General features: G+C 66.4%; 19 protein-coding genes. 14 read left to right on the forward strand and 5 right to left on the reverse strand.

The features are described from left to right. Nucleotides 1–312: 312 nt before the first annotated feature. Nucleotides 313–2,418 carry an AAA family ATPase gene (locus HHL21_RS02100; RefSeq protein WP_169463581.1) on the reverse strand — a complete coding sequence of 702 codons (2,106 nt, stop codon included), beginning with the start codon at nucleotides 2,416–2,418 and terminating at the stop codon, nucleotides 313–315. 129 nt (nucleotides 2,419–2,547) lie between these two features. On the opposite strand from HHL21_RS02100, the gene HHL21_RS02105 reads away from it, so the two are divergent. Next, the gene (locus HHL21_RS02105) at nucleotides 2,548–3,039 is read left to right on the forward strand and encodes a putative molybdenum carrier protein (RefSeq protein WP_169463582.1); all 492 of its coding nucleotides are present in this window, start codon (nucleotides 2,548–2,550) and stop codon (nucleotides 3,037–3,039) included. Between the two features lie 67 nt (nucleotides 3,040–3,106). After that, a complete protein-coding gene (locus HHL21_RS02110) occupies nucleotides 3,107–4,111 on the forward strand; it encodes a helix-turn-helix transcriptional regulator (RefSeq protein WP_169463583.1) in 1,005 nt (334 codons plus the stop codon). Here the strand turns inward: HHL21_RS02110 and HHL21_RS02115 are convergent. Both HHL21_RS02115 and HHL21_RS02120 read right to left on the reverse strand, forming a co-directional pair. Continuing rightward, nucleotides 4,102–5,526 (reverse strand): aminotransferase-like domain-containing protein, encoded by a 1,425-nt coding sequence (locus HHL21_RS02115; protein ID WP_169463584.1) that lies wholly within the window; start codon nucleotides 5,524–5,526, stop codon nucleotides 4,102–4,104. The two genes, HHL21_RS02110 and HHL21_RS02115, sit on opposite strands and share 10 nt — an antisense overlap. Continuing rightward, nucleotides 5,526–5,738 (reverse strand): DUF2970 domain-containing protein, encoded by a 213-nt coding sequence (locus HHL21_RS02120; RefSeq protein WP_169463585.1) that lies wholly within the window; start codon nucleotides 5,736–5,738, stop codon nucleotides 5,526–5,528. Before HHL21_RS02120 ends, HHL21_RS02115 begins: the two co-directional genes overlap by 1 nt. Nucleotides 5,739–5,950: 212 nt before the next feature. Here HHL21_RS02120 and HHL21_RS02125 point away from each other — a divergent pair, with 212 nt between their 5' ends. The 11 genes from HHL21_RS02125 (at nucleotide 5,951) to HHL21_RS02175 (ending at nucleotide 21,572) form a co-directional block, all read left to right on the forward strand. Further along, the gene (locus HHL21_RS02125) at nucleotides 5,951–6,658 is read left to right on the forward strand and encodes a c-type cytochrome (protein WP_169463586.1); all 708 of its coding nucleotides are present in this window, start codon (nucleotides 5,951–5,953) and stop codon (nucleotides 6,656–6,658) included. A gap of 1 nt (nucleotide 6,659) precedes the next feature. Beyond that, nucleotides 6,660–7,943 (forward strand): c-type cytochrome, encoded by a 1,284-nt coding sequence (locus HHL21_RS02130; RefSeq protein WP_229495869.1) that lies wholly within the window; start codon nucleotides 6,660–6,662, stop codon nucleotides 7,941–7,943. A gap of 116 nt (nucleotides 7,944–8,059) precedes the next feature. After that, nucleotides 8,060–9,700, forward strand: a complete 1,641-nt coding sequence (locus HHL21_RS02135) for a flagellinolysin (RefSeq protein WP_169463588.1) — start codon at nucleotides 8,060–8,062, stop codon at nucleotides 9,698–9,700. Nucleotides 9,701–9,891: 191 nt separating this feature from the next. After that, on the forward strand, nucleotides 9,892–12,027 hold the full coding sequence (locus tag HHL21_RS02140; protein WP_169463589.1) for an alpha-amylase family glycosyl hydrolase: 2,136 nt from the start codon (nucleotides 9,892–9,894) through the stop codon (nucleotides 12,025–12,027). 96 nt (nucleotides 12,028–12,123) lie between these two features. Beyond that, nucleotides 12,124–12,852 (forward strand): SDR family oxidoreductase, encoded by a 729-nt coding sequence (locus tag HHL21_RS02145; protein WP_169463590.1) that lies wholly within the window; start codon nucleotides 12,124–12,126, stop codon nucleotides 12,850–12,852. Between the two features lie 423 nt (nucleotides 12,853–13,275). Then, nucleotides 13,276–13,908, forward strand: coding sequence for a response regulator (locus HHL21_RS02150; protein WP_169463591.1), 633 nt, complete (start codon nucleotides 13,276–13,278; stop codon nucleotides 13,906–13,908). A gap of 349 nt (nucleotides 13,909–14,257) precedes the next feature. Continuing rightward, on the forward strand, nucleotides 14,258–17,956 hold the full coding sequence (locus HHL21_RS02155) for an EAL domain-containing protein (protein ID WP_169463592.1): 3,699 nt from the start codon (nucleotides 14,258–14,260) through the stop codon (nucleotides 17,954–17,956). Then, the gene (locus tag HHL21_RS02160) at nucleotides 17,953–18,837 is read left to right on the forward strand and encodes an HDOD domain-containing protein (RefSeq protein ID WP_169463593.1); all 885 of its coding nucleotides are present in this window, start codon (nucleotides 17,953–17,955) and stop codon (nucleotides 18,835–18,837) included. The genes HHL21_RS02155 and HHL21_RS02160 overlap by 4 nt, the downstream gene beginning before the upstream one ends. Further along, a complete protein-coding gene (locus HHL21_RS21995) occupies nucleotides 18,806–19,750 on the forward strand; it encodes an ATP-binding protein (protein WP_169463594.1) in 945 nt (314 codons plus the stop codon). The genes HHL21_RS02160 and HHL21_RS21995 overlap by 32 nt, the downstream gene beginning before the upstream one ends. Further along, the gene (gene nosR, locus HHL21_RS02170) at nucleotides 19,747–21,045 is read left to right on the forward strand and encodes a response regulator c-di-GMP phosphodiesterase, NosR family (protein WP_169463595.1); all 1,299 of its coding nucleotides are present in this window, start codon (nucleotides 19,747–19,749) and stop codon (nucleotides 21,043–21,045) included. Before HHL21_RS21995 ends, nosR begins: the two co-directional genes overlap by 4 nt. Next, entirely contained in the window at nucleotides 21,042–21,572 is a 531-nt protein-coding gene (locus tag HHL21_RS02175) for a response regulator (RefSeq protein WP_169463596.1), read from the forward strand. The genes nosR and HHL21_RS02175 overlap by 4 nt, the downstream gene beginning before the upstream one ends. 9 nt (nucleotides 21,573–21,581) lie before the next feature. On the opposite strand, the gene HHL21_RS02180 is transcribed toward HHL21_RS02175, so the two are convergent. Beyond that, nucleotides 21,582–22,535 carry a DMT family transporter gene (locus HHL21_RS02180; RefSeq protein ID WP_169463597.1) on the reverse strand — a complete coding sequence of 318 codons (954 nt, stop codon included), beginning with the start codon at nucleotides 22,533–22,535 and terminating at the stop codon, nucleotides 21,582–21,584. Between the two features lie 265 nt (nucleotides 22,536–22,800). Here HHL21_RS02180 and HHL21_RS02185 point away from each other — a divergent pair, with 265 nt between their 5' ends. Further along, nucleotides 22,801–23,055 carry a hypothetical protein gene (locus HHL21_RS02185; RefSeq protein ID WP_169463598.1) on the forward strand — a complete coding sequence of 85 codons (255 nt, stop codon included), beginning with the start codon at nucleotides 22,801–22,803 and terminating at the stop codon, nucleotides 23,053–23,055. Nucleotides 23,056–23,063: 8 nt separating this feature from the next. On the opposite strand, the gene HHL21_RS02190 is transcribed toward HHL21_RS02185, so the two are convergent. Then, a complete protein-coding gene (locus HHL21_RS02190; RefSeq protein WP_267874040.1) occupies nucleotides 23,064–24,779 on the reverse strand; it encodes a putative bifunctional diguanylate cyclase/phosphodiesterase in 1,716 nt (571 codons plus the stop codon). Nucleotides 24,780–24,959: the final 180 nt, after the last annotated feature.

Genomic DNA, 24,959 nt, shown 5'->3' on the forward strand with positions numbered 1-24,959 from the left:
GCCGCCAGGTCCCGGACCTTGGCGGCATTTTTCTTTTTTGTCGTGGATGCCGGCCACGATATTCCGCTCAGTTATGGCAGGATCGGCAAAACTCATTAGCCGCCGCAAAACTAATGGGCTACTTGCAAAACACCCTGTGGATCAAAATCGAAAGCGCTACCGAACGCCCGGCAGCGCAATTTTTTCAGCTGAACTGACTAAACTTCCCGCTACGTCATCATTTCATCCTACGTTTGAGAAGTAGCGCGCATAGCACTGCCCAGCGCTCCGAGTGCACCCATGCCAAGCTGTTTTGCGCGCTTGCAGGCATGATCAGCAAGACGCCGCCAAAAATCCAATCGGCCTCGCTTTCTTCGCCTTGATGGAACATTCCTGTTCGAGTGCCGACACAAACGACGCGCATGACATGAACGGCCGGAACCGGTGCTGCCTTGCCACGGCTGCGAAGTCGCCCGGCGTCAGCGCGGACAGGCGGCGCAGCCGCGCGAGTTGTTCCGGCGCGGGAGCGGGCAGGCCGAGGTTGGGGCAGTAGCGCCCGAACAGCGCCTGGGCCTGGTCCGGCAACAGGAAGCCGAACCGGATTTTCAAGTCGAAGCGGCGCAGCGCCGCCGGGTCGAGGCCGTCCATCAGGTTGGTCGATGCGACAAACACGCCGGAGAACGCTTCCATCCGCGTCAGCATCTCATTCACCATCGTCACCTCCCACGGCTGGCGCGCGTTGCTGCGGTCCTGCAGGAAGCTGTCGACTTCGTCGATCAGCAGCAACGCATTTTCCCGTTCCGCGCGGCGGAAGGCGTTGGCGATGTTCTTCTCGCTTTCGCCGACCCATTTCGACATCAGGTCGGACGCGCTGCACAGCACCAGCGGCATGCCAAGCCGCTCGGCCAGCCAGCGGCCGTAGGCGGTCTTGCCGGTGCCGGGCGGGCCGTACAGGCACAGCCTGCCGGAACGGGTGCGCGCCAGTCCTTCGGCCAGCGCGGCCATATCGGCGTCGGCATTGAGCAGCGCGGCGTCGTATTCGGCCGGCAGCCGGGTGGCGTCGCGCTGGCGCAGCGGTGCGTGCCCCTGCGCTTCGAGCGACTGGTCGATCAGCCATTCCATTGCGCGGGCAGCGCCGGCCTGGTCGAACTGGTCGCGGATCGTGCGCACCACCGCGGCGACCCGGTTGACGACCGCCGGCGACAGCGCTTCCGATTCGGCGATGCGCTGGATCGTGCCGGCATCGACCAGGTCGGCGCAGGCGTCGCGCAGGATCCGTTCACGCTGGCGCCGCGGCGGCACCGGCATCTCGATCACCATGTCGAAGCGGCGCATGAAAGCCGCGTCGATGCCGCTGATCGAGTTCGACAGCCACAGCGTGGGCACGGTGTTCTGTTCCAGCGTGCGGTTCAGCCAAGCCTTGCGGCGCTGGGCGGTGCTCTTGCGGCCGAACATGTTGTCGCCGTCGTTGAACACGTCTTCGACCTCGTCGAACAGGATCATCGCATTGCGCTGGCTGAAGAAGCATTGCGCGGCGCGATAGGCGCGCAGGCGGCGCTCGCCGATCACCGGGTCGCCGTCCGAGTCCTCGCTGGCCACTTCGAACAGCTCGCAGCCGAGCGCGGCTGCCAGCGCGCGCGCCAGTTCGCTCTTGCCGGTACCCGGGGCGCCGTGCAGGAAAATGTTGACCCCGAGCTTGCTGCCGCTGAGGGCGTGCTGCAGGTAGGGGCGCAGGATGGCGAGGGCGGTGTCGATGTGCGCGTAGTCGTCCAGCGCAAGCCGCGCCGGGGCGCTCGGGCTGACGGTATCGCGCAACAGGCTCAGCGGGTCGGCGTCGGAGGCGAGGATGTGGTCGGCGAACTTGTCCGACAGCAGGTCCAGCTTGCCGCGCAGGACGCCAATGCCCGACCGGTCCACTGCCAGCAACCCGGAACGGGCCAGCACGCCATGCGGGCTGAGCGCATGGCGCACGTCGGCCGGCTCCAGGTCGAGCAGGCTCGCCAGCGTATCCATCACCTTCAGCGACGACAGCTGGCCGAGCGTATCGGCGCCATCGTCGAGCACGCGGTCGTGGTGGATCATCGCGGCGAATTCGAGGATGCGGCAATCGGTGTCCGACATGCCGACCAGCGTGGCGAGGCGCCCGACGTTGGCACGCAGCGTGGGTGGCGTCGTGATGGCGCTTGCACGCGCTTCGGCGGCACGGTGGCGCTCGCGCAGTTCGAGGCGGATGGCGCTGGCGTCGAACTCGCGTTCGTCATTGTCGACCCAGTCCCCAAGCCCGACCGCGTGCGCCAGCGTATCGTTCGAAAAATTATTGCGGCTGATCAGGTCCTTCTGGCCGTCGAGCGGGACGAGCATGCGCAACAGCCACAGCTCGGCGATGGCAGGCGATTCTTGCGGGGTCGGGTAGCGTGGCTTGCGGCGGCGTACGGTCATGGGCTTCTCCTGGTTGGATGAGGTACATTCTCGGCCTGGCTGCGACAGCTCGCGTCGCAGCCAGGCAACGACGCCGTTTGTCGCACGGCGCGCTAAGGTGGAAGCTTGTTCACCCGCACAGGAAATCCGATGGAAGATATTTTTGTTATTGACGATAGCTTTACCCTGGTCGCCGGCGGCCAGACCGGCGCGGACCAGGCCGGCCTGGACTGGGCGATCGCGCATGGCGTCAAGCACGGCGGCTGGTGTCCGAAAGGGCGCAAAAGCGAGGACGGACCGGTGCCCGAGTTCTACCATCTGAAGGAAACGCCGTCGGCCTCCTACCTGCAGCGCACCGAGTGGAATGTCCGCGACAGCTGCGCGACCCTGGTGTTCACACTGACCGACAAGCTCGACGGCGGATCGAAGCGCACCGCCGATTTCGCCGAACGCCTCGGCAAGCCGTGGCTGCACGTGCGGCCCGGCGTGCACCCGAAGTATGTGGCGCGCTTCCTGGCGCGGCATTGCGTGAAGACGCTGAACATCGCCGGCAAGCGTGAATCGAGCGCACCCGGGATCGCCCGCTTCGCTACCGCCGTGCTGTCGCAGGCGCTGCGGGCGGCGGACAAAGCGCCAGCCTGAATAATCCTGTTATTTCTGATTGGAAAGTTTGTTAAGATCCCCCGGTTCAATCAACCCGGATTTTGAAATGGCGACAAACCAGTTATCCCTGCTCCGTCAATGGCACATGCTGCGGCTGGTGCCGCGCGCACCGGCCAAGATCTCGGTCAGGGACTTGTGCGACCAGCTGGCCGACGCCGACTTCCCGGTCACCAGCCGCACGGTCCAGCGCGACCTGAACGAACTGGCCTGCGTGTTCCCGCTGGTGGCCGACGACCGCGACAAGCCGTACGGCTGGAGCTGGCAACGCGATGCGTCGAGTTTCGATTTGCCGGGCCTGTCGATTCCCGAGGCGCTGACCCTGACGCTGGTCGAGCAGCACCTGGGCAACCACCTGCCGCCAAGCACGGTCGACGCGCTGCAGCCGCACTTCAAGTCGGCGGCACGGGCCTTGTCCGCGGTCGACGGCTCGGCCATGTCGAAGGCCTGGCTGAACAAGGTGCGCAGCGTGCCGCCGCAGCAGCCCTTGTTGCCGCCGGCAATGAACGATGAATGCCAGCGCACGGTCTACCTCGCGCTGATGAAGGACTTGCAGCTCAGGCTTCATTACAGGAAACGCGACGCCGGGGAGGCGACCGTGTACGGCGCCGTGCATCCGCTGGCGATCGTGCAGCGGGGCGGCGTGATCTACCTGGCCTGCATGTTTGCCGGGTATGACGACGTGCGCACCATTGCACTGCATCGGGTCGAACGGGCGGAAATGCTGTACGAACCGGCGCGCGCCAAGGCCGGCTTCGATCTCGACGCTTACATCGCCTCGGGCCAGTTCGGCGTGCTGACCGGCGCGCCGATCACCTTGCGCGCGACGTTTTCGCGCGCCGCCGGCGAACACCTGTATGAGACACCGCTGGCGGCCGGCCAGGTGCTGGTCGCGGGAGACGACGGCATCGAGCTGAGCGCGACCGTGCCGGACACGCGCGGGCTGGTGTTCTGGCTGCTCGGCTTCGGCGACGGCGTGACCGTGCTCGAACCAGCCGCCCTGCGCGAGGAAATCAAGGCGATCGCCGGACGGATGGCGGCCGCCTACGCCTGACCGGAAACGGCTGCGACCAGCCGTCCCAGCGTAGCCATCGCCGCTTCCGCGCGCGCATCCCACGGATGGCCGTAATTGAGCCGCAGGCAGTTGGCGAAACGGCGCTGCGCCGAGAACATCGGGCCCGGCGCGACGCTGATACCGAGCGACAGCGCCTGGCGGTGGATCTCGATCGTGTCCGGATGGCCGGGCAATTCGACCCACAGGAAGTAGCCGCCGTCGGGCCGGGTGGCGCGGGTGCCGGCCGGGAAGTGGCGCTCGATCGCCTGCAGCATGGCTTCCTGCTGCATCGACAAGGCGTGGCGCAGCTGCCGCAGGTGCTTGTCGTAGCCGCCTTTGGCAAGATAGTCGGCGATCGCCGCCTGGGCCGGGGCGGATGCCGACAGCGTGCGGGTCAGCTTGAGGCGCGACACGTCGCGCGTGAAGCGTCCCGGCACCGCCCAGCCGACCCGGTAGCCCGGCGCCAGGCTCTTCGAAAACGACGAGCAGTGCATCACCAGTCCCTTCTTGTCGTAAGCCTTGGCCGGCAGCGGCCGCTTGCTGCCGAAGTACAGCTCGCCATACACGTCGTCCTCGATCAGCGGCACGTCGTGGGCCGCAAGCAGCTCGACCAGCGCCTGTTTCTTTTGGTCCGACATCAAGCTGCCCATCGGGTTCTGGAAGTTGGTCATCAGCCAGCAGGCTTTCGGCGCGTGGCGCTCAAGCGCCGCGGCCAGTTCGGCCAGCTCGATCCCGTCGCGCGGATGGGTAGCGACCTGGATCGCGCGAACGCCGAAGCCTTCCAGCGCCTGCAGCGCGCCGTAAAAAGCGGGCGACTCGATGATGACGGCGTCGCCCGGCCGCGCCACCGCATGCAGGCACAGGTTCAGCGCTTCCAGCGCGCCGTTGGTGATGACGATTTCATCGGTATGGACCGACATGCCGTCGGCCAGGTAGCGCAGGGCGATCTGGCGCCGCAGGCCCGCGTTGCCCGGCGTGAGGTCGTCGACCGTGCTCCACGGGTCCATCGCCTGCACGCTCGAGGCCATCGAGCGCGCCAGCCGGGGCAGGGGAAACAGCAGCGGGCTGGGAAACGCCGAGCCGAACGGCACCACGTCGCGCATCCTGGTCGATTCGAGGATGTCGAACACCAGTTCGCTGACGTCGATCGCGGTGGAGTCGCCGTCCGGACGCAGGCCGATGCCGGGCTCGGGAAGGTGGGCCCTGGCGCCGGCCGTGACGTAGTAGCCGGAGCGGTCGCGCGCGCGGATCAGGCCGCGCGCTTCCAGCAAGTAATAGGCCTCGAACACGGTCGACGGGCTGACCCCGCGGCTGGTGCTGGCCTGGCGGACCGAAGGCAGCCGGTCGCCGCGTTTCATCACGCCGGCGCGGATCGACTGCGCTATTTCTTCGGCAAACGCTTCATACAGTTTCATTAAGCGACGGCGTATTTGGCGAACGCGAGCAGGACGCCTATGAAGATGGCGGCGCCGATCAGGGCCGCGATCAGCACGTGGAACGGGTTCATGCCGCCTTCGACGTCGTCGTCGAAGTCGCGTTTGCGGCGCAAGCCCGTAAATGACCAGGCAATCGCCTTCATTGTTCGTCCGAACGAGCGCGTGCTTGGCTTGTCATCAGCTTTCGTCATGTTGATCTCCAGTGAGTTTGCATTGTCCACCCGGACGCATTTTTAGTACAGCACCAGTGGGTGCGAAAATCAGCGGATCAGATGAGCGGCTGTCCGATGGGCGCATGCGCGTCAAGACAAGCGGCACGGACAGCGCAGCCGCCAACTGATATGCAAAAATCGGACGCAGCTGCCGCTGTTTTCCCGTGGCCGCCGGTCGGATAATACTGTCCATGAAGATACGTCACCTGATATTCACGGCACTGGCCGCTGCCGTACTGCCGGCCTCGGCGCAGCAGCTGGTGGTTCCCGACACCATCGCCCAGCGGGCGCTCGCCTGCGTCGCCTGCCACGGCAAGGAAGGGCGCTCCACCAGCGAAGGATTCTTTCCCCGCATCGCGGGCAAGCCCGAAGGCTACCTGTACAACCAGCTGCTTAACTTCCAGCAGGGCAGGCGGCAATATCCATTGATGACCTACCTGGTCGCGCACATGCCGGACGACTACCTGCGCGAAATCGCCGGCTACTTCGCCAGCCAGCACCCGCCCTATCCGGCGCCGGCGCCCTCGCGCATGTCCGGCGCGGCGCTCGAACGGGGCCGCACGCTGGCGCTGACGGGTGACTCTTCCAAAAAGATACCAGCCTGCGTCGCATGCCACGGCCAAACGCTGGGCGGCCAGCTTCCGGCAACGCCAGGCCTGCTCGGGCTGCCGCGCGACTACCTGAACGCCCAGCTTGGCGCATGGAAAAACGGTACGCGCCGCGCCGCCGCGCCCGACTGCATGGCGCAGGTCAGCCGGCAGCTGAGTCCCGACGACGCTGCCGCCGTCGCCGGCTGGCTCGCTGCCCAGCCGGTGCCGGCAAGCATGGCGCCGGCGCCCGCCACCTCGATCAGGCTGCCGCTCGCCTGCGGCAGCGTTCCACAATCACATGGGAACTAACTTGAAACGAATCCTGTTTATCCTCATCGCCATCCTTGGGCTGGCCTCGCTGGCGGTGGTCGCCAGCCAGTTGCTGCGCGATCCCGGCGCCGACGAGCCTGCGGTCACGGTCGCGGACACCGGCGCGCAGATTGAAAAGGGCAAATACCTTGCCCGCGCCAGCAACTGCATGGCGTGCCACACGGCGCGCGGCGGCACGGAGTACGCCGGCGGGCGCGACATCGACACGCCGTTCGGCGCCATCTACGCACCCAACGTGACGCCGGACGACGCGACCGGCATTGGAAGCTGGACGGCCGACGACTTCTGGCGCGCCCTCCATAACGGCAAGTCGAAGGACGGCAGTTTCCTGTACCCGGCCTTCCCGTATCCGAACTACACCAGGATGGTGCGGGCCGATTCCGATGCCTTGTACGCCTATTTTCGGACCATTACGCCCGTCCGGCAGCAGAACCAGCAGCACCGACTGGCGTTCCCGTATAACCAGCGCGTGCTGCTGGCGTTCTGGCGGGCGCTGTATTTCACGCCGGGCGAATTCCAGCCACAGCCGAACCGGACCGCCGAATGGAACCGCGGCGCCTACCTGGTGCAGGGACTCGGGCACTGCAGCGCCTGCCATTCGACCCGGACCACGCTGGGCGGCTCGCTGGCGCATGAAGGCCTGGGTGGCGGCATGATGCCGGGCGCCGGCTGGTACGCGCCGGCATTGACGTCCGACCCCGAAACCGGACTCGGCGACTGGGCGGTGGCCGATGTCGCCAGCCTGCTCAAGACCGGCGTGTCGCAGCGCGGCGCGGCCGTCGGCCCGATGGCGGAAGTCGTCAGCGCCAGCCTCCAGCATGTGTCCGATACCGACGTAACGGCCATGGCCACCTACCTGAAAACCTTGCCGAAGTCGGACCGCATGACTGTGCCGAATCCGGCTGGCGGCACCGGCGACCCGGTTGTGGTGCTGCGGCGCGGGGCCAGGCTGTACGAGCAGAACTGCGCCTCCTGTCACGGCGAGAACGGAAAAGGGGCGCCGCCAGCCTATCCTTCGCTGGCCGGAAACCGCCCGCTGGCGCTGGGCGACGCGACCAACCCGATCCGTATTGTGCTCAATGGCGGCTATCCGCCTGGCACCGCAGGCAATCCGCGGCCTTACGGCATGCCGCCGTTCGGAGCGGCACTGTCCGACAGCGACATCGCCGCGGTCGTGTCGTACGTCCGCGCCGGCTGGGGCAATGGCGGCAAGCCGGTGTCGCCGCTCGATGTCAGCCGCCTGCGCGGCGCCCCAGCGGACTAGGCTAAATAGCTAAATTATTTATATAGCAAGTATTTTTCGTACTTAGGGGTAACATTTACTCAAGAAAAAAAAGCGCGCGCCGTTAAAGGTGAAGACCAATTCCGGGTTCGCCCACGATGTCGCTGACCATTACCTCCAATGTCCTCTCGCTGCAAGCACAGCGCCGGGCCTCCGCCGCGGGAGAGGACATCGCGCGCACCATCAGCCGCTTGTCGAGCGGGATGCGGGTGAGCAGCGCGGCCGATGATGCGGCCGGGATGGCGATCGCGCAGCGCATGACGTCCAACATGAATGGCTTGAACATGGCGGGCCGCAACATCAACGATGCGGCTTCCATGCTCCAGGTCGCCGATAGCGCGATGGCCCAGGTTACCGAAAACCTGCAGCGCCTGCGCCAGCTGGCAGTGCAGGGCGGCGCCTCCACCTACGCGCAAAGCGACCGCGAGGCGCTTCAGCAGGAAGCCCGCGAGATCCTGGCGCACATCAGCCAGATCGGCAGCAATACCGAATTCAACGGCGACGCGGTCTTCTCGCAAGACCTCGGCAGCATCGGCGGCGACAAGGGCAAGCGCGCCGTCATCGACGGCCTCAAATCGAGCGGCTGGCTGACCCAGTCGGAAAAGCTGATCAGCAAGTATTACGGCATCCAGGGCGACGGCGCCGACCTGAGAATCGACCTTGACGCGCTGAACGACGGCCCGTCGAATGTGCTGGCCTTTGTCGCATGGCCAAACCTGATGATGGCGCTCGATATGAGCGACTTTACCCTCACTAATGGTGCTGATGGCGGCGACGGCCTCGACCGGATCGTAGCGCACGAAATGGTCCACGCGGTGATGTACCGCGAGACCGGCATGAACCTGCCGGGCTGGTTCATCGAAGGCGCGGCCGAGCTGATCCACGGCGCCGACGACCGCGTCCGCGGCGCCACCAACAACGGCGCAACCGCGGCCACCACGGCGTTCGTCGCCGACTTCGAGAACTCGGTGTATGCCGGCGGCTTCGCGGCGACGCGTTACATGCACGACAAGTTGAAGGACATGGGTGTCGAAGGCGGAATCAAAGGCATCATGACTTACCTGGGCAATAACCGGGGCAACACCCTGACGCAGGCGCTCAACGTCGTGACCAACGGCGCGATCGCCACCGAAGCGGCGTTCGTCGCCGATTTCAAGGCCAATGGCGTCGCCTACGTGCAGACCGTGATGAACCTGACCAACGCCGACACCGGCGCGATCGGCGGGCTCGACGCCGACGGCGGCCTCGAGCGTACGGCGCGCAGCGTGATTGCGGATGGCAGCGATCGCCCGCCGGACCAGCCGCTGGCAGGATTCAACGTGGTGTTTCCGGAGACCAGTGGCACCACCGCCACGCGCAAGGTGCAGGTGCAGGTCGGCGCCAACGCCACCGACCACATCGAGATCAGCCTGTCGGCGATGAATGCCGGCGCGCTTGGCCTGGACGACCTCGACCTGCGCCGCACCTCGGTTGCGATTCGCCATATCGACGAGGCGCTGGCCTTCGTGTCGAACCAGCGCGTCGCGGTCGGCGCATCGAGCAAGCGCCTGGAGATTGCCGCCAGCGCCGCAGCCACCGGCACCGAAAACCTGGCCGCCAGCCGTTCGCGCATTGTCGACACCGACTACGCGGCCGAAACTGCCGCGCTGACGCGCGCGCAAATCCTGCAGCAGGCCGCCAATGCGATGGTGGCGCAGGCCAACAACCAGCCCCGCACGGTGCTGTCGCTGCTGCGCTAGTTCTCAATAATATCCTTCCCGATTCAGATTGTTCCGGAGTAACTTCGTCCGCATTTCTTGTGTGTGTAGCAAAACTACGCGAACAATTGGTGATATTTACAGCGTAGACGCGGATTCCGATTGCTTGGGTAGTAGAACTACTGCATATTTGGCTGGCCCTCGAGGCGATAACAAATACAAGGAAGAAGGTTATGGAGACAAGACTGACCGCATCATTCCTGGCCGTGGCGTTCGCCGCCGGCCTCGCAGCCCCGGCCCACGCTGTGCCGGACACCAGCGTCACGAATAAACAAGGCTACAACACGGACGTGATCTACCAGATCGTGACCGACCGCTTTGTCGACGGCAATACCGCCAACAATCCCGCCGGCGGCGCATTCAGCGCCGGCTGCACCCAAAAGAAACTCTACTGCGGCGGCGACTGGGCCGGCATCCAGGCCAAGATCGCCGACGGCTACCTGACCGGCATGGGCGTCAGCGCCATCTGGATTTCACAGCCGGTGGAAAACATCACCGCGCTGGTCAACTATTCGGGCACCAACAACACCTCGTACCACGGCTACTGGGCGCGCGACTTCAAGAAGCCCAACCTGGCCTATGGCACGCTGACCGACTTCACCAACCTGGTCAACGCGGCGCACGCGAAGAACATCAAGGTCATCATCGACTTCGCGCCGAACCACACCTCGCCGGCGATGCAGACCGACGCCAGCTTCGCCGAAAACGGCAAGCTGTACGACAACGGCGTGCTGCTCAGCTCGTACAGCAGCGACACCAACGGCTACTTCCACCACCTTGGCGGCACCAGCTTCGCCAACCTGGAAGACGGCATCTACCGCAACCTGTTCGACCTGGCCGACATCAACCACAACAAGACCCAGATGGACGCCTATTTCAAGGCCGCCATCAAGACATGGCTGGACCTGGGCATCGACGGCATCCGGATGGACGCGGTCAAGCACATGCCGTTCGGCTGGCAGAAGAGTTTCATGGCCTATGTGCACGGCTACAAGCCGGTGTTCACCTTCGGCGAATGGTTCCTCGGCGAGAACGAAGTCGATCCGGCCAACCACTACTTCGCCAACAAGAGCGGCATGAGCCTGCTGGACTTCCAGTTCGGCCAGAAAGTGCGCCAGGTATTCAAGGATGGTTCGGCGGACATGAGCAGCCTGAACCAGATGGTGACGGACACGGCCGCGCAGTACAGCCAGGTCAACGACCAGGTGACCTTCATCGACAACCACGACATGCCGCGCTTCAAGGCGGCCGGCGCCAACAACCGCAAGCTGGAACAGGCGCTCGCGTTCACGCTGACCTCGCGCGGCGTGCCGGCCATCTACTATGGCACCGAGCAGTACATGGAAGGCACGGGCGACCCGGACAATCGCGGCAAGATGACCTCGTTCAGCACGACAACCACCGCCTACAAGATGATCGCCAGGCTGGCCCCGCTGCGCAAATCGAACGCCGCGATTGCCTACGGCGCCACGACCCAGCGCTGGGTCAGCGGCAATGTGCTGATCTTCGAACGCAAGTTCGGGCCGAACGTCGCCGTCGTCGCCATCAACCGCGACCTGGTCAACGCGACCAGCATCACCGGCTTCTTCGCGGGCCTGCCGGCCGGCACCTACGCCGATGTGCTGGCCGGGATTGGACTGGCCGGCAACAGCATCACCGTCAACGCCAGCGGCGCGGTCACCAATTTCTCGCTGGCGGCCGGCGCGGTCGCGGTGTGGCAGTACACGGCCGCCACCAGCACGCCGACCATGGCGCACGTCGGCCCGATGATGGCGATGGCAGGCAAGACCGTCACCATCGATGGCCGCGGCTTCGGCGCCACCAAGGGCACCGTGATGTTCGGCGCCACCGCCGTGACCGGCGCCGCGATCCTGTCGTGGGAAGACACCCAGGTCACGGTGCAGGCGCCGGCCATTGCCGCGGGCGTCTACGCGGTCAGCGTCAAGAATGCCGGCGGCGTGGCGAGCGGAACCTACGACGCGTTTGAAGTGCTGTCCGGTCCGCAGGTGACGGTGCGCTTCGTCGTCAACAACGCCACCACGACGCCGGGCGAAAACGTCTACCTGTCGGGCGACAAGCACGAGCTCACCAGCTGGAGCGCGGCCGCGCCGATCGGTCCGCTGTTCAACCAGGTGATCTACGCCTATCCGACCTGGTACACCGATGTCAGCGTGCCGGCCTCGTCCACCGTCAGCTTCAAGTTCCTGAAAAAGAGCGCCAACCCGACGGTGTGGGAGGGCGGCAGCAACCACACCTTCGTCACGCCGGCCAGCGGCACGGCGACAGTCAACGTGAACTGGCAGCCTTAACAAGGACTGGCGTCCGGCAGCGCGGGCGCGCCGTATGCGCGTGCCCGCAGTGCTAACATGTAGGCATCGACGTCGCCTGTGACTATGAGGTGCAGCATGAAAGCAATTGTTACCGGACACACCAAAGGGCTGGGCGCGGCGATCGCCTCGGACCTGCTCGCGCGCGACATCCCGGTGCTGGGACTGGCGCGCACCTTCTCGCATGAGATGCAGGCACGCTGTCCGGGCCTGCTGTCGCAAATCGAAATCGACCTGGCCGACGCGGCCGCGCTGGGCAACTGGCTTGCCGGCAGCGCGCTCAGGCATTACCTGGCGGGCGACAACGCCATCCTCCTGATCAATAACGCCGGCGTCGTGCAGCCGGTCGGCGCCTTGCCCGCCCAGGATCCGCTGGCGGTGGCGCGCGCCGTCACGCTCAACATCGCTGCGCCGATGATGCTGTCGGCCGCGCTGGCCGCGGCCAGCGCCGGCGCCGAACGCCGCATCCTGCACATCTCCAGCGGGGCGGGGCGCAATGCCTATCCGGGCTGGAGCGTGTACTGCGCCACCAAGGCCGCACTCGACCAGCATGCGCGCGCGGTCGCACTCGACGCGGTGCCGGGCGTGCGCATCTGCAGCCTGGCGCCCGGCGTCATCGATACCGACATGCAGGCCGAAATCCGCGCGACGCCGCCGGAACGCTTTCCGCTGCGCGAGCGCTTCGTCGAACTGCAGCGCGCCGGCGAACTGAGCACGCCGCAGCAAACCGCGCGCGGCGTCGTCGAATACCTGCTGGCCAACGGCTTCGGACGCGAACCGGTGGACGACCTGCGCACCGCCAGTTAGCTGGCTGGCGTCGCGGCGCCGGGCGAACTTGAGGTGCGCTGGGGAAAAAGGTATTCTTCCGGCCAGCTCGCTGACCGGCGCGCGCCCCCGATTTCCCTGACCTGCGGACCATCATGGCCATTGAGCGCAACAGCGTCACCGTCAACGACAAGCACGAGGTCCCCCGCATTTTCGCGGGCGAGGGTGAAATGGTCCGCCGCGTCAACCAACACGACTGGGAAAACACGCCGCCCGGGCCGATCTCGAGCTGGCCTATATCGACGCCGATGCCTCCACTTGCATTTTCGGCGAGAAGCATCCGTGGGCGCTCGGCAAGCCGACCTGTCGGCCCACGCCGGCGAGGGCGCACGCCTGGAGGGGCCCTGCTGCCGGTGCCGGAACGGCAAGCGCATTGAACCACCCAACAAGAGAAACGAGACAACATTGACCAAGATTGTTATCGCCGACGACCACGCGCTGATCCGCGAGGGCATCAAGAAAATCATCCGTTCCGCGAAGGACCTGCGCATCGTGGGCGAAGCGGCCGGCTTCAATGAGCTGCTCGACCTGATTCCGAAGGCCGAGCCGGACGTCGTCATCCTCGACCTGTCGCTGCCGAATTACGAGGGCCTGGCCGGCCTGCTGGAACTGAAGGCGCGGTTCCCGCAGCAGCGCGTGCTGATCCTGTCGATGTTCCCGGAAGAGCAGTTCGCGGTGGCCGCGCTGCGCGCCGGGGCGGCCGGCTACGTCACCAAGGCGATGGCGGCCGAAGAGCTGATCCAGGCGGTGCGCCGGGTGACCGGCGGTTCCAGCTACATCAGCGAACACCTGGCCGGGCTGCTGGTCACGGATGCCTCGGCGCCGCAGCAGCAGGCGGTGCATGAAAGCCTCACTCCGCGCGAGCGCGACGTGCTGCGCATGATCGGCTCGGGACGCCAGATCAAGCAGGTGTCGGCGGAACTGGGCATCAGCATCAGCTCGGTCAACACCTACCGCGCGCGCCTCTTCAGGAAGATGGGCCTGTCATCGAACGCGGCGCTGATCCGCTATGCACTCAAGTTCGGGCTGGTTGCCTGAGGCAATTTCCACACCGGCTGTCGTCACCGTTTTGACGACAGCGCGCTGGCATTTCTGTGACACGCCGCCGCACACCGTCTGCACCAGCTGTGCTAGCGCCGTGCCGTTCCCCTATGGGTGCGGCGCGCCAGCACGCGCAGGCGCACGATGTTTCTCATCGGAAAGGTGTTGCGCCCCCCATACGGACGAACGCGGCTATTTACCGGCAATGGAATAAACTTGCCGCCAGCACCGCGCCGCATTACCCTCGACACCTGACAATGTGTCTATGCGGCAACATCCGCTGCGACTGTCCGCCCCCATGCGGGCTGCCCCGGATCCTGGCCACCATCCGTTGTTATAGAAGAATATGCAGAAGATGCCCGATCAGCGCGACCCAGCACCACCCCGTAGCCGGCTGCGCCTGCCGGGCCCCGTGCTGGCGACGCTGCTGCTCGGATCGGCGATCACGCTGGCGCTGTTCATGGCCGTCAGCGCGTTCGAGTACGACCATGTGCGCACCGAGTTCGAGCGCCGCGCCGCCAGCCGCGTCACCGCGCTGCAGGCCGGCTTCAACGACGCGGTCGACAAGCTGGCGACCGTCAACCGCCTGTTCGTCGTCAATCCCCAGCTGGGGCGCGACGAGTTCTCCTACTTTACCGCGCCAATCCTGGAGCGCGCCCCGTACATCCGGGCGATCGTGTTCCAGCGCGTGGTTGGGCACGAACAGCGCGCCGCGTTCGAAGCGGCGCGGCGGCGCGAACGCGCCTATTCCGGCATCACCGAACTGCGCGACGGGAAGATGGTCGGCGCGCCGGAGCGCCCAGGCTACCGGGTGGTCGACTACATCGAGCCGCTGGCCGGCAACCGCATGGCGCTCGGCCTCGACGCCGCCTCGCGGGTGGAGCTGGCCGATGCCGCGCGGCGCGCCTGCACCACCGGCGAGACGGCGATGACGGGCCTGTACTCGATGGTGCTTGGCGGCAGCGACCGCGAAGGCGTCGCGCTGTTGCGCCCGGTCTACCGCAGCGGCGCCAGCCTGCCGGGTGCGGCCCGCTGCAAGCAGCTGATGGGGTACACCGGCGTGCTGCTCAGTATCGGCCGCTTCGTCTACGGTGCGCTCGACGGCCGCGGCCTGCTCGCGCCGGAAGGATTCAATGTCAGCCTGTACGACGGGCCCGCGCCCGTCGATGCCCAGCTGGCGCAGCGCATCGGGGCGCCGCCGCGTGCCGGCGACACCCGTCCGCTGTTGTTGCGCCTGGCGCTGAGCCGCACGCCGGACGACCTGCGCGCGCCGATCAAGGTGGCCGGCCACACCTGGCTGGCGGTGGTCTCGCCCGACGCGCACCGGCCGAGCGACTTTTTGGCGGCGATCATGGTGGCGGCCGGCGGCATGCTGATCACGCTGCTGGCGGCGATCCAGGCGAACATCCTGGCGCTACGCGCGCGCAATGTGCGCAAGCTGGTCGACGAGCGCACCGCGGCGCTGTCGAACGCGAGCCGCAAGCTCAAGCTGCTCGACCAGGCGATCGAGGCGAGTGTCAGCGGCCTGGTCATCATCAGCGCGCGCACGCCCGACTACGTGATCGAGTACGTCAATCCGGCGTTCGAGCGCATGCTCGGCTATAGCGCCGCCGAGGTGGTGGGGCGCGCATCGGCCATGCTGCTGCGGCGCGAAGACGGCAGGCGCGACGTGCCCGAGATCCGCGAAGCGCTGGCGGCGCAGCGCGAAGCGCACGTCGCGCTGCGCATGCTGCGCAAGGACGGCAGCCCGGTCTGGTCGGACGTCTACCTCGCGCCGGTGCGCGACGCGGCCGGCGCGGTCAGCCATTTCGTCATCACCCATTACGACATCACCGACAAGAAGCGCTCGGAAGACGAGCTGGTCTACCGCGCCAACCACGACAACCTGACCGGCCTGGCCAACCGCCGCCTGCTGACCGACAAGCTGCGCGACATGCTCGCGACGGCCGCGCGGCGCAAGGGCGCGATCTGGCTGATGTTCATCGACCTGGACCGCTTCAAGCGCATCAACGACAGCCTGAGCCACCGGGTCGGCGACGAGTTCCTCAAGCTGAAGGCCGGGCGCCTGCGCGCCAGCGTGCGCGAGATCGACGTGGTGGCGCGGCTGCACGGCGACGAATTCCTGGTCGCCTTCCCGGACGCGGGCGACCCGCCCGCCATCGCGCTGATCGTGCAGAGGGTGATGGCGTGCATCGCCGAACCTGTGATGGTGGCCGGCCACGAGCTGACCGTGTCATGCAGCGCCGGCGTGGCCAAGTATCCGGGCGACGGCGACACGCCGGACGTCCTGATCGACAACGCCGACATGGCGATGTACAAGGCCAAGGAGCAGGGCCGCAACAATGTGCAGTTCTTCGCGCCGGGCATGAACCAGCATGTGCAGGAACGGCTGCGCCTCGAACGCGGCCTGCGGCTGGCGCTGGAACGGTCCGAATTCGTGCTGCACTACCAGCCCCAGTTCGACCTCGCCAGCGGCGCGCTGGTCGGCCTGGAAGCGCTGCTGCGCTGGGAGAGCCTTGAGTTCGGCGCCGTGGCGCCGGCGCGCTTCATCCCGCTGGCCGCCGAAACCGGCTTGATCATCCAGATCGGCGACTGGGTGCTGCGCACCGCCTGCGCCCAGGCCGAAGCGTGGCGCGTGGCCGGACTGGGCGCCCTGCGCATCGCCGTCAACCTGTCGGCGCGCCAGTTCCGCCAGCCCGAGCTGGTGCAGTCGGTGGCCGACGCGCTGCGCGACACCGGCCTGGCGCCGGGCCGGCTCGAGCTGGAACTGACCGAGACGCTGCTGATGGACCAGGTCGGCGACGCCGTCCAGGTGATGCGGCGCCTGCGCGAACTGGGCGTCGGCCTGTCGGTCGACGACTTCGGCACCGGCTATTCCAGCCTGGCGAGCCTGAAGGCGTTCCCGGTCGAGGTGCTGAAGATCGACAGCTCGTTCGTGCGCGACATCAAGCCGTATTCGCATGACACCTCGATCCCGGACGCCATCATCTCGATGGCGCACAGCCTCGGCATGCGCGTGATCGCCGAAGGCGTCGAAAGCGAGGCCCAGTGCGAATTCCTGGCCCGCAACATGTGCGACGAGGTGCAGGGCTACCTGTTCTCGCGCCCGCTGGCGGCCGATGCGATGGAAGCCTACCTGCGCGAAGGCCACAGCGTGCCCGAACACCTGCGCCGCATGTTCAAGCGCCAGCGCACCTTGCTGCTGGTGGACGACGAACCGAACATCCTGTCGGCGCTCAAGCGCCTGATCCGCAGCGCCGGCTACAAGGTGCTGACCGCCTCGAGCGGCATCGAAGGGCTGGACGTGCTGGCGCAGAACGAAGTCGACGTGATCGTCTCCGACCAGCGCATGCCCGGCATGACCGGCGTCGACTTCCTGCGCAGCGTGAAGCAGCTGTACCCGGACACGGTGCGCATCGTGCTGTCCGGCTTTACCGAGCTGACGTCGGTGACCGACGCGGTCAACGAGGGCGCCATCTACAAGTTCCTGACCAAGCCGTGGGATGACGTCCAGCTGCGCGGGCATATCGAGGAGGGCTTCGCGCACAAGGAGATGGCGGACGAAAACCGCCGCCTCGGCCTCGAGGTGCGCACCGCCAACCACGGGCTGGCGCAGGCCAACCGCCAGCTCGAGGCGGTGCTGCGCAAACAGGAACGCCAGATCGAACGCGACGAGATCGTGCTCGACGTGGTGCGCGAAGGCTTGCAGAACGTGCCGCTGCCGATCATCGGCCTGGCCGACGACATGCTGGTGGCGTTCGCCAATCGCGCCGCCCAGCGGCTGTTCGGCGGCCATGGGATGCTGCTCGGCGCCGACGCGGCGCAGGCCATGCCCGCGCTGGTGCTGGCGATCCGCGGACTGGCCAGCGGCCAGTCGTGCGCGGTGGAAGTGCAGGGCCGCCGCTTCGTGGCCGAGGTACGCCACACGGGCAACGCCGGCCAGATGCGCGGGATATTGATTACACTGGTGCCGCAGCGGGCCGCCGCCGCGCTCCGCGAAGCGGCCGACCAGACAGGGGCAGTCAACGTGAAAGTACAATCATGAGAGAACGCGCGCAGTTGCTGGCGTCCGATCCGGTTCCCGGCGACTACACGATTGCCGGAGGCGAGGTCGCGCGCAACATCCGCGACCTGCCCGCCTTGCCGACCGTGGTCCTTGAGCTGATCAAGACCTTCGACCAGCCCGACGTCGACATCGCCAGGCTGGCCGACACCATCTCGCACGACCAGGCGCTGGCGGCGCGTACGCTGCGGGTCGCCAATTCCTCGTTCTATGGGCTGGCTTCGAAGGTCAAGACCATCAACCAGGCCATCATGGTGCTCGGTTTCGACACGGTGCGCTCGCTGGTCTCGGCCGGGGCCATCGTCCACACGCTGCCCGGCAACGGCGGCCACCTCGACCCGGCGCGGTTCTGGCGCCACTCGATGGCCACCGCGGTGTGCGCGCGCAGCATCGCGCGCCGTACCCGCCTGAACCAGGATTACGCCTTCCTGTCGGGCCTGCTGCACGACATCGGCCGCCTGGTGCTGGCGACCCGCTTCCCGCAGCAGTACGCCGCGGCGATGGCCTGGCGCGACCGGCACGACGCCTGGCAGGTCGAGGCGGAACAGCAGGTGCTCGGCATCGACCACCAGCAGGTCGGGCTGATGCTGGCCGAAACGTGGAAGTTCCCGCTGCTGATCCAGCGCGCCATCGGCTTCCATCACGCGCCGGCGGTCGACGACCTGGGCGACGTCCCCAGCATCGTCCATGTCGCCAATGCGATCGTGCACGCGCTCGACCTGGGCGGCGGCGACGATGCGCAGGTGCCGCCGCTGTCGCAAGAAGCCTGGGCCAGCCTGCGCCTCGAAAGCGACATGCTGCACGCGGTGTTCAGGGAAACCGAGGAACAGTATGAAGAAGCCTGCCTCATCCTGTCCGCCTGAGGCGCCGCGCGCCCCGGCCGAGACCGAGGCCGAGCTGCTGCGCCGGCATGCCGAGCTGACCGAGCTGAACGCGCGCCTGACGACCGCGCAGGAACAGCTGCTGCAGTCCGAGAAGCTGGCATCGATCGGCCAGCTGGCGGCGGGGGTGGCGCACGAGATCAACAACCCGATCAGCTACGTGTTCTCCAACTTCGCCACGCTGGGCGGCTATATCGACGGGCTGCTGGCGATGCTGGCCGCCTACCGGGAGGCCGAAACCCAGATCGGCGACCCGCAGGTACTGAAGGACATCCGCGCGCTGCGCGCCGCGATCGACCTCGACTTCGTCACCGGCGACATCCCGGTCCTGATGAACGAGTCGCTCGAAGGCATCGAGCGGGTGCGCAAGATCGTGCAGGACCTGAAGGATTTTTCGCGCGCCGACGCGCACCAGGAATGGCAGTGGAGCGACCTGCACCACGGGATCGACTCGACCCTGAACATCGTCAGCAACGAAGTCAAGTACAAGGCCGACGTGGTCAAGGAATACGGCGCCATCCCCGACGTCGAATGCCTGCCGTCGCAGCTGAACCAGGTCTTCATGAACCTCATCGTCAACGCCGCCCACGCGATGCCGAAGGAGCGCGGCCGCATCACGATCCGCACCTCGCATGAGGGCGACATGGTGCGGGTCGACATCGCCGACAACGGCAGCGGCATCCCGAAGGCGATCCAGGGCCGCATCTTCGATCCCTTCTTCACCACCAAGCCGACCGGCAGCGGCACCGGCCTCGGGCTGTCGCTGTCTTACGGCATCGTCCAGAAGCACCACGGACGCATCGAGATCGACAGCACGCCCGGCCAGGGCGCCACCTTCAGCATCTTCCTGCCGGTGCGCCACGCCGCCGCCAGCATCAAGGACCAGCAACCATGAGCGACACCCCAGCTACCGCTCAGGGCCCGGCCATCCTGTGCGTCGACGACGAACCGAACATCCTGTCGGCGCTGCGGCGCCTGTTCCGCGGCCAGGGCTACCGGGTGCACACGGCCGACAGCGCGAAGGCCGCCCTCGAACTGCTCGGACGCGAGCCGGTCGACCTGGTCATTTCCGACATGCGCATGCCCGAGATGAACGGCGCCGATTTCCTCGAGATCGTGCGCGCGCGCTGGCCGGCCACCCTGCGCCTGCTGCTGACCGGCTACGCCGACGTGCAGTCGATCCTGGGCGCGATCAACCGCGGCGAGATCTACCGCTACATCACCAAGCCGTGGGACGACGGCGACATCGTGCTGGTGGTGCGCCATGCGCTCGAGCGGGTGGCGCTGGAACAGGACAAGGCCAGGCTGGAGGCGCTGGCGCTGGCGCAGAACGAATCGCTGCGCGAACTGAATGCGACGCTCGAGCAGAAGGTCGAGCAGCGCAGCGGCGAGGTGATGGCGGCCAACGACCGCCTCAAGAACAACTTCCTCACCTCGATCAAGATCTTTTCCAGCCTGATCGAGATGCGCGGCGGCGCGCTGGTCGGCCACTCGCGCCGGGTGGCCGAGCTGGCGCGCCTGATCGCCAGCCGCATGGGCCTGCCGGCGCGCGAGGTGCAGGACCTGTTCATCGCCGGCCTGCTGCACGAGATCGGCAAGATCGGCTTCACCGACGAGCTGCTGCGCATGCCGGTGTCGCTGCTCAAGGGCGACTACCTGGGGCAATACCGCAAGTACCCGCTGCTGGGCGAGCAGCTGCTGATGCCGCTGGAAGAACTGCACGCGGTGGCGCGCATCATCCGCTCGCACAGGGAACGCTTCGACGGCGAAGGCTTCCCCGATGCGCTGGCCGGCTTCGCCATCCCGCTCGGCGCGCGCATCCTGGCCGTGGCCGGCGATTTCTACAGCCTGCAGGCCGGCATGCTGACCCAGGCCAGCGTCGACGGCGAGCACGCGGCCGAGCTGGTGGCCTCCAGCAGCGGCAAGCGCTACGACCCGGCCGTGGTCGAGGCCTTCTACGGCATCCGCACCGGCAAGCCGATGGCGGAAAAAGTGGCCGAGCTGGCGCTGCCGGTGGCCAAGCTGGCGCCCGGCATGCGCATGAGCCGCGACCTGGTCACCCGCGACGGCGCGCTGCTGCTGTCGGCCGAGCACGTGCTGAACCCGCGCCTGATAGCCCAGATCGCCGATTTCGAGCACCGCTCCGGCGAAACCTTCATATTGCATGTCAGGCAGGAGAAACAACCATGAGACGTGTGCTGATCCTGGACGATGAAGTCCATGTGCTGGCGGCCCTGCAGCGCGCGCTGCGCCAGGCCTTTCCGCCCGACAGCGTGGCGGTCGAGGCGTTTTCGGAACCGGAGGCGGCGGTCCTGCGCGCCGGCGAGGCCAGCTTCGACGTGGTGATGTCGGACTACCGGATGCCGGGCCTGAACGGGGCCGACGTGCTGCACCTGATCAAGGGCATCCAGCCGGAGGCGGTGCGGCTGGTGCTGAGCGCGTCGACCGACTTTTCCGAGATCATGAACGCGGTCAACCGGGCCGAAGTGTTCCGCTATGTCGCCAAGCCGTGGAATATCGATGCGCTGATCCGGATCTTCGAGGCGGCGTTCGCGCGCCGCGACGAGCTGGTCGATGCACGCCTGCTGGTCGAGCAGTCGCGCATCAAACAGGCCGAACCGTCGGCGCAGGAACTGGAAGCGCGCCGGCTGGAGGCGGACGACCCCGGCATCACCAAGGTCAACTGGGACAAGAACGGCGGCATCCGCCTCGACTAGCGCGCCAGCTCAGGGCGGGGCCGGCCGTTCGTCCATCGCATGCACCCGCACCGACCAGGCCACCCCGGCCACCAGCAGCACGATCGCGGCGATTTCCAGCGGGCGCGGCAGTTGTTGCTTGTAGATGAAGCCGTACAGCAGCGCGAACAGGGTCTCGAACAGGATCAGCTGGCCCGACAAGGTTACCGCCACCCGGCGGCTGGCGATATTCCACAGGTGGTTGCCGATCACCGATGCGCCCAGCGCGAGCAGGGTGTTGGCGATCCAGAACAGCGTCCAGTCGCGTCCGCTTGCGGCGCCGGCCGCCCCCGTCACATCGGCATGGAAGAACGGCAGCACGGCCAGCGCGATGGCCAGCGCGATCGCGCCGCTCGACAAGCCGTACAGCGCCGACCACTCGGCGCTGCTGAAATGCGGATTGCGCTTCAGGTAGCGCGCATTGTCGAGGCTGTACCAGCTCCAGCACAGCAGCGCGCCGCTGGCGCACACCAACCCGGCCAGGGTCCGCCACAGGCTGGCGCCTGCCGCATGGGCGTGCATGAACACATCGACATTGATGCAGGCGATGCCGGCCGCGACCACCAGCAGCGGCATGGCCAGGTCGCGCAGCGGCACCGCGCCGTGGTCCTTGTGGCCCATCAGCGTGACGACGACCGGCAGCAGGCCGACGATCAGCGAAGTGGGGGCGACCCCGGCCAGCTTCACGCCCAGCGCCAGCAGCATGTAATAGACGAGGTTGCCGGCCAGCGCGTGGCGCACCAGCGCCGCGTAGTCGCTGCGTTCCAGCCGCTGCAGCAGGGACGACAGCCGCGGGGCCATCAGCCCGAGTGCGATGGCGCCATACGCGGCGTAGCGGCCGAGCGCCATTTCGAGCGGCGAAAATGCGGCAAGGATTTCCGGCACGATGAATACCATGCCCCACAGGGCTCCCGCCAGCAATCCGCACAGCACGCCATTCCCCATACAGTATTCCTTTTCGACAAGCCGGCCAGTGTCTCATAAGCGGCAGATCGGCGTTGCCGTACCCCATTTTTTGTCGTCAAAAACGTGAGCTATCTTGTTTGTCGACTGCCCCTGTTGCGTACAGAAAAAAGAGTGTTGCGTTTCCGCCTGAGACCGACATTTAGTGTCCGGAATCTACTGTCCCGTTGTCAGAATCATCCTATACTTAGACCTGTAATTATTCGCGGCGAACCCATCAAGAGGCTATGCCGCAGGGGAGATGGGTATGTCTGAAAGATCTTTTGCTCTTGGATGTGTCGGGCTTGCGCTGGCGGTTGGACTGGTGGTACCCGACCCCGGCGGCAGGCAGCCGGCGGTTTCCCCGGCTCGCCCGGATTTCGTGGTGGTGCGGCCGGCACAGCAAGAAGCGCTGAAAACGATCGACCGGATGGACGATGGCCCATTTGCCGTCCACCACGCCGGTCCGGTGAAAGCGGACGCGACTCCCGCCTTGCTGTCGGCGGTACGCAGCGCGCCCTGACCGCCCGGTCAGGGCCGCAGTGGCGCCCGGCACATGCGGCGCGAAAATTCGGCGGCCGTCAGCGCTTCGCCGAAGAAAAACCCCTGGCCTTCCGTGCAGCCGCGCGCCTTCAGGAAATCGGCCTGCACCAGCGCTTCGACGCCCTGGGCGATGATCCGGTATTTCAGCGCGCCGCCCATCGCGATCGCGACCGAGGTGATCACATTGGCGTCGCCCGGCGCCCCGATGGCGCTGACGAACGAGCGGTCGATCTTCAGCGCGTCGAGCGGGAAGCGGGTCAGGCAGCTCAGGCTTGAATAGCCGGTGCCGAAATCGTCCACCGCCAGCCGGACCCCCAGTTCCTTCAGGCTCGACAGGATGGTGTTGCTCGATTCGACGTCGCGCATCAGCGACGATTCGGAAATTTCCAGTTCGAGGCAGGCTGGATCGAGTCCGGTTTCTTGCAGTACGGCACGAACGCAGTCGGCAAAATCGCGCCGCCGGAATTCTTGCGCCGAAACATTCACGGCCATGGTGTCGAGCGCGAGACCCTCGTCCTGCCAGCGTTTGGCCTGCGCGCACGCTTCCTTCAGCACCCAGCGCCCCAGCGGCGCGATCAGGCCGAAATCCTCCGCCGCCGACAGGAAACGGTCCGGCGGCACGATGCCTTGCTCGGGATGCTCCCAGCGCAGCAAGGCCTCGGCGCCGCTGATGCGGCCGCTCGCCAGTTCGACCTTGACCTGGTAGTGCAGGGCGAATTCATCGCGCTCCAGCGCGCGCCGCAGGTCGGCCTCGAGATGCTGGCGTTCGACCGCCAGCAGGTTCATGTCGTGCTTGTAGAACTGGGCGATGTTGCGGCCGTTGGCCTTGGCGCGGTACATCGCCGTATCGGCGTTTTTGATCAGCGTGGCCGCGTCGCGCCCGTCATCGGGGAACAGGCTGATGCCGATACTCGCGCCGACGAACAACTGGTGGCCGCCGATCTCATGCGAACGGCCCAGTTCGGCGAGGATTTTTTCGGCGGCGGCGGCGGCGTGGTGCTGGTTTTGCTGGTCTGCAAGCAGTACCAGGAATTCGTCGCCGCCCTGGCGGCACACGGTGTCGCTGTTGCGCACGCACGCGCGCAGGCGGTCGGCGACAGCGCACAGCAGCATGTCGCCGACCGGGTGGCCGAGCGAATCGTTAATCCGCTTGAAGCGGTCGAGGTCGAGGTAAAGCACCGCAAACGGTGCGTCGTTGCGCTCGCCATAGGCGACCGCCTGCTTGATGCGGTCCTCCAGCATCGCGCGGTTGGGCAGGTCGGTCAGCACGTCATGACTGGCCAGGTGGGTCATCTGCAGCACCAGCTGCTGGGCCGAGGTCACGTCGTGGAACACCATCACGGCGCCTGCCACGGCGCCGGTGTGGTCGTGGATAGGCGCGGTGGAATCCTCGATCGCTGCTTCGCTGCCGTCCCGCCTGACCAGGACGGTGCCGACCGGCAAGCGCAGCGGCGTGCCGCGTTCCAGCACGACGTTGAGCGGGTTGGCCAGCGGTTCCAGCGTGCTCTTGCAAAGCAGGCGCACCACGTCGGTCGCCGGCCGGCCGGCCGCCTCGGCAGGGTGCCATCCGGTCAGTTTGCTGGCGGCATCGTTCATGAACTCGATACGCCCCCTGGCATCGACGCTGACCACGCCATCGCCAATTGCATTAAGGGTAATCTCGGCGCGTGAACTATTCTCAGACGGTAATTCCTGCCCGCTCATCGCTACTCCGTTGGTGAATGCCGCATCGAATCGTGAAGCTTGGGGGGGGCGCCATGATGACACTTTAATACAAGAAGTCGTTTTTGGAAGCGACGCGCGTTGAGTATGGAAAATATATTTACATTGACGCGCAGGGGCCGCCCGAGAGGCGCCGTTTTGCGCGCGTAATTGTGATTAATG

Origin of the sequence: Massilia polaris, from assembly GCF_012927275.1 — a bacterium.
In the GTDB taxonomy this organism is placed as follows: domain Bacteria; phylum Pseudomonadota; class Gammaproteobacteria; order Burkholderiales; family Burkholderiaceae_D; genus Telluria_A; species Telluria_A polaris.